The organism is Cohnella pontilimi, from assembly GCF_005049045.1.
Lineage (GTDB): Bacteria > Bacillota > Bacilli > Paenibacillales > Paenibacillaceae > Cohnella > Cohnella pontilimi.
In genome coordinates this window covers 81180-94410 of the sequence record NZ_SUPK01000003.1, presented here as the reverse complement: position 1 = coordinate 94410, position 13231 = coordinate 81180, and the positions used below count along the sequence as shown (strand labels likewise).

At 53.8% G+C, this 13231-nt stretch carries 9 protein-coding genes; 8 read left to right on the top strand and 1 reads right to left on the bottom strand.

Annotation, left to right across the window (positions count from 1 at the left end):
- The first annotated feature begins 35 nt into the window (after positions 1 to 35).
- Positions 36 to 974 (top strand): ROK family protein, encoded by a 939-nt coding sequence (locus tag E5161_RS07250; protein WP_169306606.1) that lies wholly within the window; start codon positions 36 to 38, stop codon positions 972 to 974.
- 9 nt (positions 975 to 983) lie between these two features.
- Positions 984 to 3602, top strand: a complete 2619-nt coding sequence (locus E5161_RS07245; RefSeq protein WP_136777060.1) for a glycoside hydrolase family 38 N-terminal domain-containing protein — start codon at positions 984 to 986, stop codon at positions 3600 to 3602.
- 56 nt (positions 3603 to 3658) lie between these two features.
- Here the strand turns inward: E5161_RS07245 and E5161_RS07240 are convergent, their stop codons facing one another.
- Complete coding sequence (locus E5161_RS07240) at positions 3659 to 4564, bottom strand: helix-turn-helix transcriptional regulator (protein WP_136777059.1); 906 nt, start codon at positions 4562 to 4564, stop codon at positions 3659 to 3661.
- Between the two features lie 182 nt (positions 4565 to 4746).
- On the opposite strand from E5161_RS07240, the gene E5161_RS07235 reads away from it, so the two are divergent.
- From E5161_RS07235 to E5161_RS07210, 6 genes are all read left to right on the top strand, one after another.
- Positions 4747 to 6498, top strand: coding sequence for a class I mannose-6-phosphate isomerase (locus E5161_RS07235; protein ID WP_136777058.1), 1752 nt, complete (start codon positions 4747 to 4749; stop codon positions 6496 to 6498).
- Positions 6499 to 6512: 14 nt separating this feature from the next.
- Positions 6513 to 7442, top strand: a complete 930-nt coding sequence (locus tag E5161_RS07230) for an ROK family protein (protein WP_136777057.1) — start codon at positions 6513 to 6515, stop codon at positions 7440 to 7442.
- A 324-nt stretch (positions 7443 to 7766) separates the two neighbouring features.
- Positions 7767 to 9242 carry a TolB-like translocation protein gene (locus E5161_RS07225; protein WP_136777056.1) on the top strand — a complete coding sequence of 492 codons (1476 nt, stop codon included), beginning with the start codon at positions 7767 to 7769 and terminating at the stop codon, positions 9240 to 9242.
- A gap of 10 nt (positions 9243 to 9252) precedes the next feature.
- Entirely contained in the window at positions 9253 to 9798 is a 546-nt protein-coding gene (locus tag E5161_RS07220; RefSeq protein ID WP_136777055.1) for a hypothetical protein, read from the top strand.
- A gap of 1571 nt (positions 9799 to 11369) precedes the next feature.
- Positions 11370 to 12821 carry a phage tail sheath protein gene (locus tag E5161_RS07215; RefSeq protein WP_136777054.1) on the top strand — a complete coding sequence of 484 codons (1452 nt, stop codon included), beginning with the start codon at positions 11370 to 11372 and terminating at the stop codon, positions 12819 to 12821.
- A 20-nt stretch (positions 12822 to 12841) separates the two neighbouring features.
- Entirely contained in the window at positions 12842 to 13228 is a 387-nt protein-coding gene (locus E5161_RS07210; RefSeq protein ID WP_136777053.1) for a hypothetical protein, read from the top strand.
- The last annotated feature ends 3 nt before the right edge of the window (positions 13229 to 13231 follow it).

Genomic DNA, 13231 nt, shown 5'->3' with positions numbered 1-13231 from the left:
TCGGCAGATTGTCTAGTGGATGGGAGAAGCGGCAAATGAAAAAATATGCGATCGTTTTCGATGTCGGCGGGCTGTTCATCAAAGCTGCGGTCATGAACGAATCCGGACAGCTCGTTCCCGGCACTTATATGATTTATCCTTCGAGATCCAAAGAAAAGAAGGAGGAACTGCTGGGGCATCTCGTTGATTTGGTCAAGCAGCAGGCCAACCGGATTATAGCCCGGACGTTCCAGATCGAGGGCATCGGTTATGCGTTTCCAGGTCCATTCGATTATGAGCGGGGCATCAGCTACATTCGGGCCGTGGATAAGTTCGAGGACATTTACGGCGTGAACCTTCGGGAAGAGCTGTCTCACCGCTTAGCCCAGGAGAGCTCGTTCGCCGGGAAGCGGGCGCCGAGCTTTCGCATCGTGTTCGAGAACGATGCCAACCTGTTCGCCCTGGGGGAATACGATACGGGCAAGGCAGGCCGCTTCGCGAAGGTGATCTGCCTCACAATCGGCACCGGCGCCGGTTCGGCGTTCCTGGAGAACGGTGAGTTGGTCAAGCACCGCAAGGACGTGCCCGACAACGGATGGATCTACAATCAGCCGTTCCGGGAGTCGGTCGTGGACGATTACATTTCCAAGCGCGGCATCGTCCGCCTTATGAGGGAATCCGGGCTGGACAGCGATTCGCTGGACGTTAAGAATGCCGCCGAGCTGGCCAAAGCCGGGGATCAGAGGGCGATCGCCGTCTTCCGCCGGTTCGGCGAGATGGTCGGGGAAATGCTGCTGCCGTTCCTGAAGTCGTTTCAGCCGGAAGCGGTCGTGATCGGGGGTCAAATCGTGAAGAGCCGGGAGTTGTTCATTGGCAGCACGCGCGAGGTGCTACGCGATTTTCCTGTTCAGTTAGAAGTGACCGACGAAACGTCCATCAGCACGTTCGCCGGCGTGTCCAGGCTGCTGAAGCAGCCTTATAATGCGACGAAATGAGGGAGTCATTTGTCCAAGATCCGTGAAATCCTCGTCTATCACCATAGTCATTTGGATGTCGGATATACCCATCCTCAGCCGGTGCTGTGGGAGTTGCAGAAATCCTATATCGATCAGGCCGTCGACTTGTGCGAACAGACGGCGAGCCTTCAAGAGGACGCCCGTTTCTATTGGACATGCGAAGCGACTGCGCCTGTCATCCGGTGGCTGCAGACGGCGAGCAGCCGGCAGATTGAGCGTTTTGCGGCTTTCGTCAAGAGTGGGCAGATTTGCCTGACGGCGGTTAACATGCACAGCACGCCGCTTTGCACCGCCGAAGAAATGATGCGTTCACTATATCCGGTAAGGGTGCTGCGCGAACGGTTCGGGGTACCGATCCGTACGGCCATCAACCACGATATCAACGGCCAGCCCTGGACGTTCGGGCAAGTATTGCTGGACGCCGGTATCGAGCTGTACACCACGGGAATCAATACCCATTTCGGGGGCATTCCGTTCCGGCGCCCGAAAGCGTTCCGCTGGGTGACGCCGGACAACAGGGAGTTGCTCACTTTCCATGGCGAGCATTACTCGCTGTTCACACAGTTTGGCGAGCTGTGGGAGAATGACATGGGTAAGATGAAGGCGGGCCTGGACCGTTACTTGGCCCGGCTGGAAAGCGAGAATTATCCGTACGACTTCATCTACCTGTCGGCGACTAACATTCCAATGTTCGACAACACGCCGCCCGACCAGGAGCTGCTCGGCATGCTCCGCACGTGGAACGCCCAGGGCCTCGGCCCGAAGATCCGAATGGTGACGCCGGAGATGCTGCTGGAACGGTTAAGAACGCTGCCGGACGATCTGGTGTCCGCCCATCCGGGCGATTGGACCGACTATTGGAACTTCGGGGCGGCCAGCTCCGCGGACGAGACCCGGATGAACCGCCGGTCTAAAATCGCGCTGAAAAGCGCAGAGTTCCTCGCGGCCTTCCGCGACGTACCCGTGAAGAAAACAGAAAAGGACTTGTATGACGAGGCATGGGAACAGGTGCAGTTATATGACGAGCATACTTGGGGTGCCAATATTTCGATCACCGATCCCGATGCGCAATTTACGAAAGTATTATGGGGTCACAAAGCCCACTTCGCCCATCTGGCGAACAGCCTGAGCGGCTACCTGCTGAATAGCGAGATGGAGCGCTTCGCGGACAACCCCCTGCAGTCCAGCAAGCCGGAGGGCGTGCTGCTGGTAAATCCGACGCCGACGGAGCAGACGGTGGATGTACGACTGCCGGACTATTGGTTCCACGAAGGCCGACATACCGCCGGCGGACGTTTTCACGTGCACCGCAACAACCTAGATACGGACTGGATGCATCCGTCCGCCGGCCGGGTTACGCTTCCGCCTTTCAGCTGGAAGCGGGTGCCGACGGCAACGCTGACCCGCAGCGCCGCGCCGGAGGTGCAAACGGTGACCGTCGCGGACGGGCGAATCGAGACGCCTTACTACCGGATGGCATACGAGCCGAAGTCGGGCCGGATCACGGAGCTGTACGACAAGGTTTCGGACTGGTCTTTAATCGACCCGGACAGTGATTGGACCTGGTTCCAATACGTGCGTGAAACGCCGGATCCGCTTCGCAACGACCGCCACCGGGAAACGCTGTTCCTGCGGGAACTCGACAAATGCAACAACAGCATCAGTTGTTGGAAACACGAATGGAAAGCCGACCGGCGTGGCCCGGAGAAGCTGCTGTCCTGCTCGGCAAGCGAACACAACAGCGGGGTGACGCTCACGCTGGCATGGGAAGCGCCGGGCGTCCGTAAGCTCGAACAGCGCATTACCCTGTTCCGCGATCGTCCCTGCATCGAGATGTTGGCAGAATTGGACAAGACGGACGACCGGCTGCCAGAGTCGCTGTTCTTCGCGTTCCCGCTGCGTTTGGACGCCGGTTGGGAAGCGGTGTTTGACACAGCGGGCACGCTCGTCCGCTTGGATGACGACCAGCTGCCCGGCGTATGCCGGGACTGGGTGACCGTTGACCAGGCAGTCTCGGTGCACGACGGAAAACGCGGCGTCACGCTCGCCTGCCCGGACGCGCCGCTTGTACAGATTGGTGATTTCAATTTCGGCCGCGAGAGCGAGAAGATCGTTCGCGAAGCGAATCCGCTATTGCTGGCTTGGCCGCTCAACAACTACTGGGATACGAATTTCCGGGCTAGCCAGCCCGGTCCGATTACGCTGAAGTATGTGATCACTCCGTTCGCCGGAGCTTTCCAGCCGGAGGAGATGAGCCGGCTAGGCATCGAAGCCTCGCATCCGGTGCAGCTCTTCCCAGCCTATCTCTGCGCGGAAGAGGCCGAAGGCACGCTGCTGGAGGTGTCGGGCGAGGGAGTCTCGACCACATATGTCAAACCGGCCGAAGACGGAGACGGCATCATCGTGCGGCTGCAGGACAGCCGGGGATGGCTGGGAAGGCAAGCCGTTCCCTATACGATCCGCGTGCCGGGAGCCAGGGTGATGCGGGCTTACCGTGCCAATATCCTGGAGGAAAACGCCGAAGAGCTGAAGGTTTCCGAAGGTGCAGTACATGGGGTTCTGCCTTCGGGAGGCTTGATTACCGTACGAATGGTCTTGCAGCGATAACCGAATGCAACAGAAAACGCCCATGCTTCGGCATGGGCGTTTTTGCATAGTATTGCTCAGAACATATCAGTATGTTCCTTCAACTTCTTAAGGAATTGGCCGGGCGGCTCGCCCATCTCGGCCTTGAACACTGTGGTGAAATAGTGCACGGTATCGAAGCCGGTTTCTTCCGCGATCCGCTTAATGGACCATTCGGTCGTGGTGAGCAGCAGCACCGCTTGCCGGATCCGTTCCCGGCGAACATAGGTCGAATAAGATTGCCCCAGCTCCTCGCCGAAAAGACGCGACAGGTGGCGCGGGGATACGTGCAAGTAATCGGCCACCTGGGACAACTTCAATTCCTGCGATAGGTTGTCCCGGATATACAATTTGGCCCGGTGCACAAGCGTCGAGGAGGAAGGCTGAGCGGTTCCGGTCGAAGTTTTACCCGCCGTGCGTCGATCGGTAAAGACGTTCTCGAATGAAGTGATTAAGGCGCATGCCAATGAGAGAACGCCGTCGTCGAAGAAATGCCTAGGCGCCGATACTTGCTTCAACAAGGCGAACCACATCAGGACCGGAGGAAGGTTCTCCGCATTCGGCTGCAAAAACACCTGGGATTTCTCCAGGCTTTGAAAGCGCTGTATGCCTTCCTCGGACGACTCCGAAGAAATCAGTTCGAAGGCGACAAACAGAATATACAGCCCTTCGTCGCTGACGATCTGATGCTTCAGGTGGGGACGCGACATGAACAGTGTGCCCGGGCCGATCGGCAGCCGATGCGAGCCTTCCTCGTAGAAGCCCTCTCCGTCGATAACATAACAGATTTCATAGAAGGAATGCTTGTGCACGTGGTTCGTATACAGCTTCCTTTCGCCGCCCCAATAGTGGACGTAGAAGGACAGATCGGTACCGCTCAAATTGGCGGCATAGTCGTTCAAAATCGTATTGTACTGGTTGAGTTCCTGCTGGGTGAATTCCACTTTTGAACACCATCCGTATACTCTCCATGTTAATGGAGAACTCGTGCGAATTCAATGAAAGAAAGCAGGCATGACCGGTTTCTGTCCAGTTTTTATAAAATGGCGTCTCTTCTCTGAAAAGACTTCCAAAAGGCGTTCCCCTAATATGAACTACAGTACGCACAGAACAGGAGGTTGGAATCATGTCATCATACGATAAGGAACCGATTATAGCGATTGACGGCTGGGAACGCGAAGCGTGGGCGGGTTACGCCTCCATAGCCGGTCGGTTAGCGGAGCATGCCGCGGGCCGGACAAGAACGGTCGTTGTCGTCGAGTGTTATCCGGGTGTCCGCATCGAGGAGATCGCAGCAGGGTTCAGCCCGCTCCGTCCCGCGAGGGTGATCAGGGCAGAGGATGCGGCACTCAGTGCGGAATTGCTTCAGGCGAAGCTTGAGCGTTATCTCACGGACGACCGCGTATTCGGATACATGGCTCCATTTCACGTAGATGAACTATACGATGGCAAGAAGCTAGAGTTTCTGGCAGAACAGATCGAAGAAGTGCAAGAAGGCGTCATTCTGGTCATCGGCTTCGGAGCGACTCTCTTGACGAAGGGAGACGTGCTCGTCTACGCCGATCTGGCGCGCTGGGAGATTCAGCAGCGCTACCGCAGCAAAGAACTCGGGAACTGGCGGGCGAACAACGAGGACGAGGATATCCTGCGGAAATACAAACGGGGATTTTTCGTCGAATGGCGGACGGCGGACCGGTTGAAACGATCCTTGCTGGACCATGTGGACTATTACCTGGATACGAACCGCAAGGATGATCCCCGAATGGTGACGGGCAAGGCCCTGTTCGCAGGGCTCCGGGAAACGGTGCGCCGGCCTTTTCGGCTCGTGCCGTATTTCGACCCCGGCGTATGGGGAGGACACTGGCTCGAAGAAAAAATCGGGTTGGAGCCCCGTGAGAACCCGTACGCCTGGGGGTTCGACGGCGTGCCTGAAGAGAACAGCCTGTATTTCCAATACGGGGACATCCGGGTCGAGCTGCCTTCCATCAACGTGGTTTTTTTCGAGCCGAAGGCGCTGTTGGGCGAACAGGTATATGCCCGGTTCGGGGCGGAATTCCCGATCCGGTTCGATTTCCTGGACACGATCGGCGGCCAGAACCTAAGCTTGCAGGTTCACCCGCTGACCGATTACATCCGGGAGCAATTCGGAATGAGCTACACGCAGGACGAGAGCTATTACATCCTAGATGCCAAAGAAGGCGCGGTTGTATACCTCGGACTGAAGGAAGGCATAGATCCGGGAAGCATGATGGCGGACCTCGAACAGGCGCAGCAGGGAGAAGTCTCGTTTCCCGCGGACAAATACACCAATACGTTCCCGGCGCGCAAGCACGACCATTTTCTGATTCCCGCCGGAACGGTCCATTGCTCTGGAACGGACGCGATGGTGCTGGAGATTAGCGCGACTCCGTATATTTTCACGTTTAAGTTGTGGGATTGGGATAGGCTCGGACTCGATGGCAAGCCGCGCCCGGTGCATATCGAGCACGGCAAACGCAACATCCAATGGGATCGTACGACCGGATGGGTGGAGCGGAACTTGGTCGACCGGACGGAACGAGTGGCAGAAGGTGATGGTTGGGTCGAAGAGAGAACGGGAATGCATGAGCTTGAATTCATCGAGACTCGGCGGCACTGGTTCACGGCTAAGGTGCCGCACAATACGAACGGCGTCTTCCATATGCTGAACCTGGTCGAAGGGGAAGAAGCGGTAGTGGAAAGCCCGTCCGGAGAGTTCGCTCCATTCATCATCCGGTATGCTGAAACGTTCATCGTTCCGGCAAGCGTAGGACCCTACACGATCGCACCGACTTCCCGAAGCCAAGGAACGCGGCTTGGTACGATTAAAGCCTACGTCAGAACGTGTACGAACCGGTAAGCGAGGAACCTCCCATGCATATTACGATTGATTTCGGCGGAACCAACATCAAAATCGGATTGATCGAAGAAGGAAAACTCGCGGCCAAAACCGCCATCCCGGCCTATTCAGAACAGGGGTTGTCCCCGCGTTTACCTGCCGTGGAGCAGGCCGTGAAAACGTTGTTTGAAGAAACGGGAGCCACGCTCGAGAATTGCCGGGGGGTCGGCTTGGCCCTCCCGGGCATCGTGGATGCGGACCGGCGGCAGTTGCTCTCCATTCCCGAAAAATACAAAGACGCGGTCGGTTTCGATTTCGGCGGGTGGGTAGAAAAGGTGTTCGGCCTGCCTTTCATTATGGAAAACGATGCCCGAGCGGCTTTGATCGGCGAAGTGGTGCACGGTGCGGCTCGCGGTTGCAGGGACGCGATCATGGTTATTTTCGGGACGGGGATCGGCACGGCAGCCATGATGGAGGGTAAGGTCGTCCGAGGCCGCCATTACCAGGCCGGGATTCTGGGCGGACATCTCACTACTGACATTCATGGGGAAGCCTGTACCTGCGGCAATACGGGATGTCTCGAAGCACAAGCCAGCCATTGGGCCTTGCGGGCGCGGGCGGGCCGCTATCCGGGGTTTGCGGACAGCGTGCTTGCGGAGGATTCGTTGGGCTACGAGGACGTGATCCAGGCGGCTCAACGGTTAGAAGACTGGGCGGTCCGTCTCGTGGAGAGCCTTATCGAGCATTGGAGTGCGGGCATTGTGAACCTGATCCACGCCTACGATCCGGAGACGGTCATATTAAGCGGAGGGCTTATGAAGTCCGCGGACCATATTCTCCCACAGGTGACGAAACGCATTCTTGCCTCGGCTTGGACCCCTTGGGGAATCCCCCGGTTCGTCGTGGCGGCGGATCCGGAAACATCCGTTTTGTTAGGGTTGTCTCATTTGCTCTCATGCCGGTGAGCCTGCTTCCCACCGTTTTAATAGTTGTCTTCCCCGTGGTACCTAATGAAAACGGCATCGAGGCAACAGGAGTGAAGGACTGAAAATGCCGAAATGTGGCAGCAACTTATCCTTCGACGTGCAGAGACGGACGGCAATATAATTGCAGAATTCAAGGCGAAGATCATCAACGATCTGTCGCCTTTTTTGTTTATCTAACCAGGATTTGATGTTCGTTTATTACCCCCTATGAGCAACTTTTTTAATTGCAGGACGTTACAATTAGTAAAATTAGTTAATTTGCTTGCGAGTATGGAACACCGAAAGTGAGGAGGGAATTTGCAAATGAAAAAGAAGGCTGCAGCTCTTCTATCGACATTGATGCTGGTTGCCTTGATCATTCCGCAAACGATTTTTGCATCACCCAGCGAGGTGAAGGTGACTTTGCCGAGCTTCAATATCTACTTGAACGGGATAAAAATCGAGAACGCCTATCGGCAGTATCCGCTCATCGTTTATAACGACATGACCTATTTTCCGGCTACATATTATGACACCCGGTTTCTTGGGGTTGAGGCGACTTGGGACCCTACGAAAGGGCTGGAAATCAAGAAAACCGGCGTAACCGCCGCTTATCGGGATTTTCGGGGCTCCGCCAAAAACAAGAAGACGCAAACCGGAACCCTCCGCACAACTGATTTTAAGTTGAACGGAAGAGTTATTCCTCACACCGATCAAGGGCAATTTCCATTACTATCTTTCCGAAATGTTACGTATTTCCCGCTTACATGGAACTACGCCGTAAAAGAACTCGGATGGACTTATAAGTTCGACTCCAAGTCTGGTTTATCCATTGTATCCACCAATCCGCAAGTCACAAAAGCAACTGCATTACCTGGAAGGACGGCAGACGGTGCGATCGTCTATAAAGGGAACAAATATACATTGGGGGCGGATGGTAAGGTTTTGAAGACTCCAATCGGGAAGACCGGTAAATCCGAGGTGATTTATCAACTGCCGTTTTGGAGTGAAGGTGACGGCAAAACCCGCGTTCATGGCGAATTATGTGTGGAAGACGGAGATCTATGGTTGTTCTACCATCAAGGTGGAGCCGTCATGGGACACGATGAATATTGGAGGCTGAACAGTAGGGGGAAATTTGAAGAAGTGGAGTCCGGGTACATGGAGTTCCGAACGTTTGGAGACACGAAGATAAAAGTGAACCTTGGAGTTCCGCCATATCCGAATAATTTGAGTGTTCAAATTGGAAACCAGAATCCAACCCCGGCAGGCGATCCTGCCTATCTGTATGGCTGGGTTTGGGAAGTGCATCCGAATGGAACCGCTGGTGGAGGCGGCAGTGGTAATCTACATTTGATCAATCACGACCTTTATGTGATTGCCTTCAATACGGCGAAGGACACTGACTTCAGCCGGCTCTACAAAGTCAATCTGGAAACCAACGAGACTACACGGGTGAGCGACCTCAAAGCAACAAATTTTGCGATTGTCGGCAAAACGGTGTATTTAAACAATGACGGTGATCTCTACCGATTGCCTATAGAAGGCGGACCTGAGGAACGCTTAAATCCCGGCTCCAAACTTGCGTCGTTGACTGAAGATAATGGTTATGCCTTGTGCATTTTCGTTAAAGAAGCTAATACTCCTTACACGTTGATCGTTTATGATCTGAACGGCGAGGCCATTTTCAAAACCTCCGATGTCGTGAGCAGCGCAGCAGTCGAGAACGGTAAGTTGTTCTATATTGAAGAAGCCAGCAAAAATGTGTATACCACTTCGTTGAAGCTAAAAACGAAATAGGTGGAACACAATGAAGATGAATCCAGCGTTCCTTTTACCGATCCTCATCCTACTTATGATATCGGCCTACCAAAGTTATAAATCAATGGAATCGAATGTGCCCCGACCAACCACTCAAGAAAGTAAGGAAATGGAGCTTCAAAGAATTCGCGCAGAGAATGATACTCTTAAAGCAAAAATCAGTGATGATCAGAATTCCAACGAGCGGTACATTGTTAATCTGTCATCGACATTAAATTTATCTTTTAAAATTATTCATGCGATGGGACAAAAAGATTTTGACTACCTTAAATCCATATCAGCCCCAAATGTCACGTTTAGTAAGTTCGAAAACAGAGTTTACTTTCCATATGGCGGAAAGATCATCGCCCCAAAGCTTTTGAAACCAATAGAGTTAGGCAATTTGGAATACCGTTTCTCTACTTACATGAATGGAGAAAGTGAGATCATTGTTGGATTTGCTTATTATTGGGACGATAGCCATTCAACAATCGAGTTGTATTTTGTTAAGGGAGAAGATTCTTGGATCTTTAACGGTTTCATAACAAATGCCTGATTTTACGAGAGTACCGTTATTCCACCACAATCTCCTTTTCTCCGTCTCTTGATGGGAAAACCACTTTCTATTCTGTTATCCATTTAGCATTATCCATATCTAAGACTTGGTTGTCGTTGTTGATCTTTTCTCTTGCAGGGACCATAAAACTGAGGTCTTGATTCACTTTTTTTTCATTATCAGTCCGTTGTTATCCACCTGTTTATAAAATACATAAACGTAGGAAGTTTCCCCCAAAGAAGCGCTACAATGTTTTATTATTAACGTCTCCGTTTTATTTGGCGCTTCCAAATATTCAAATTTCGGCTCGTGTATTGGTATTAAATAAATTACGAATAAAAGAAATGGAATAAGGCATATAGGCAAAGTGAATATCCAGTTTCGTTTTGTTAATAATGCAATCAGACAAAGAGTTAAAATATTTAAAGCGATCGGATTAGTATGATCAGTGGATTGTAGTAAGATCAAATAATAATCCTGAATTCGCAAGATGATATAAGCGACATCAAGGATCAACAGAATAACAGCCAGGATTAGACCCACCGTTTTAGCTCCTGTATTTCTGTACTGTCCTAATAGTGAACACCTCCTAATATTTTTACGATTATGACCGTACCTTTGTTAGCTTGACGATCTCTCCGAAGCGTGGTCGGATCGGGTGCCGCTGTAAGTTAGTGTGTCTGACTAAGAGATGAGCGTGGTCGGGACGGGCGCCGTTGTAAGATAGTGTGAGTGACTTAGGGATGTACATGGTAGGGTCGGCGGCACATAGTAGCACGCTGCTACTTATTTCGTCGACCAGGTGACGAACAACCGGCACATAGTAGCACGCTGCTACTTATTTCGTCGATCAGGTGACGAACAACCGGCACATAGTAGCACGCTGCTACTTATTTCGTCGACCAGGTGACGAACAACCGGCACATAGTAGCACGCTGCTACTTAGTTTCGTCGATCAGGTGACGAACAACTGGCAAATAGCAGCACGCTGCTGTTTCGCCGGGCGCCATGACGAGTATACCTTTCCGGCCGACCGACCTTATGTTAGAGGAGATTACATTTTTTATTCTAGCGGTCTGGTCTTCTTGGCACCGAGGTCGTCGAAACGCTTGCCTCCGACCATCTTCCCATTGTTGCAGAGTTCGATTGAAAGACAAAGCGAAAACGGCCGTTCAGGATTAGGCTCCTGAACGGCCGTTTTTCATGTCTCATCTCAAGTTGATGTTTTTTGATTTTGGCTTTCCCTATTTCTCATTTCGTGTGATAGATCTTTAGTCGGCCTCCCCATCGGCAAATCTGCTCCCAACTAACTACTCTCTCCCCTCTTGCCGCTGTCATAATGACTCGCAAATTCGTCTAAAAAAGCCGAATCCTTAAGACTCGTGGCAAAAAAACATCAACCCGTCCCGCGCGCGAATTAAGCATGAAGACATATTGGAAATATCAACCATGCATATCCATAATATTGCTTGTGGATACATACTGTAGCAACATGCAACAAGATTCATAACCACTTCAAAAGAGTCGACCTAGTCCGGGAGAAACGCAACTCCCAGCAAAGGAGCGAGGGTATGAGTCTGATCATTCCCGGTGTGGAAATCAGGGTGATCCGAGAGCTGGTGCCGAGGCCGCTCGGCGCCACCGGAGTGCTCGGAATCGTCGGGTGCACGGAGATTGACCGGAGGGGTGAGACCCTTCAAGCGTTCGGATCCCTGCAAGAGTTCAGGGACAAGGAGAGGGGCTTCGGAGCGGGCAGCCTGGCGGCGATGCCGGAGGTGCAGCAGGCGTTCGCGGCGGGTCTCAATCAGGTCGTCGTGGCGAACATTCCGGATGACAAGGCCGTCAAGGCGAAGGCGGAAATCGGCGTGACGGCCGGGGCGGCTACCGCCAAGGTGGAGTTCAGCGCAAGAGCCGGCGGCGAATGGGGCAACCGGATCGCGGTGCGGGCTTTCACGACGCCCGTCGGAGACGGCGCGGACGAGCTGGTTGAGGTGCAGGTTTTTTACCCCTTCAAGAACAAGGACGACAAGCCGGCGGAGACGTTCCGGAACTTGTCCGGCCGTAATGACCATGACCGGTACTTCGTCAAAGTCATTAACGAGGAAAGCGCATTTCTTCGTGCAGCGCTCAAGCCGTTCTCGAGTCTTCCGACGAAGGTGCTTCCGACGAACAACAACCCTCAAGCGGCTCAAGTCAAGCTGACGCATGGCAGCGACCCGGAACCGGCCGATTATATCCGAGAGTTGGAGAGACTGGAGGCTTTCGCCGAAATCGACATGGTCACGGTGAGCCATCGCTATACGAACGCTGACAAGGCGACGGCCGTATACGCCGAAGTGCTCTCGCATTGCGAGCGGATGAGCAAGATCGCCCGCAACCGGATCGGCTTCGGACAGCTCGTGGAGAACGAGTCGGAGGCGAAAAAGGATCCGGATATCCGGACTGCCCAGAAGATGGCCTCGCGTCTGCCGAGCAACCGGTTCGTCTTGGTGGCGCCGAATGGTTATTTGGGATCCGTGATCGGCATGATCGCCGGCCTGCGATATTTCGAGTCGCCGACGTTCAAGACGCTGGGCGGAGTCAGCGAGCTGACGTTCGATTTTACCGACAGTAACCTGATTGCCTTGATCAGCTCCGGTGTCTGCGCCGTGGACGAATTGCCGCGCAAAGGCATCGCCGTCGTCAAGGGAATCTCGACCGACAGCGAGCAGATCAACGTCACCCGCGTAGCGGACCGTGCCGTCCGTCAAGTGCAAAATATCGCGCAAGACTTCATCGGGCTGCTGAACACCGAGGAGCAGCGCTTGGCTCTGCGGCAGCGGATCAACGAAGCGTTCACACGCATGGAAAAAGAGGGAGCGATCGTCAAGTCGACCGGCAAAAACCCTCTTCCGGCGTTCGCCGTTTCCGTGGAGTCTCTTCCGGACGATTTTGCCGCCGGCATCGTGCGAATCGACACGGCGATTCGTCCCGTTCGCGCCATCGACTACATTTACGCCACACTCAAGGTTCAAGCGTTCTAGCGTACAAGGAGGTGTGAGACTTGGCGACGATTCTTACGGCTAACCGCAGCAATGTGCTCGTCAACGGCAAGGCGCTCGAAGGACTTCAAGAGATCGCCTTCCAGACCGTGAAGTCCTATTCGGACGTTTCGGCGATCGGGACGGACGAGCGGGTCGGAATCGTGTACGGCATGACCAAGATTAACGGCACTTTGCGGGTGCGATCCGCCAGCGACGAGCTGGAGCAGCTCCTTGTCTCGAAGGGCTCGTTCCAGATCATGGCCTCGATCAAATACGATACGCCCGAAGGCGAAGGGACGAAGCTGATCACCCTGGACGAGTGCCAGCTGCACGGCAAGAGCTTCGGCTTGTCCGCCGGCGGCGTCGTCGAGGTCATCTATCAGTTCTCGTCGACGCGGGAGCAGTAAGTC

Excerpts from the sequence above, each read along its gene's own strand:
- E5161_RS07250 (WP_169306606.1), top strand. The coding sequence starts at position 36 with ATGAAAAAATATGCGATCGTTTTCGATGTCGGCGGGCTGTTCATCAAA.
- E5161_RS07230 (WP_136777057.1), top strand. The coding sequence starts at position 6,513 with ATGCATATTACGATTGATTTCGGCGGAACCAACATCAAAATCGGATTG.
- E5161_RS07220 (WP_136777055.1), top strand. The coding sequence starts at position 9,253 with ATGAAGATGAATCCAGCGTTCCTTTTACCGATCCTCATCCTACTTATG.
- E5161_RS07225 (WP_136777056.1), top strand. The coding sequence starts at position 7,767 with ATGAAAAAGAAGGCTGCAGCTCTTCTATCGACATTGATGCTGGTTGCC.
- E5161_RS07215 (WP_136777054.1), top strand. The coding sequence starts at position 11,370 with ATGAGTCTGATCATTCCCGGTGTGGAAATCAGGGTGATCCGAGAGCTG.
- E5161_RS07235 (WP_136777058.1), top strand. The coding sequence starts at position 4,747 with ATGTCATCATACGATAAGGAACCGATTATAGCGATTGACGGCTGGGAA.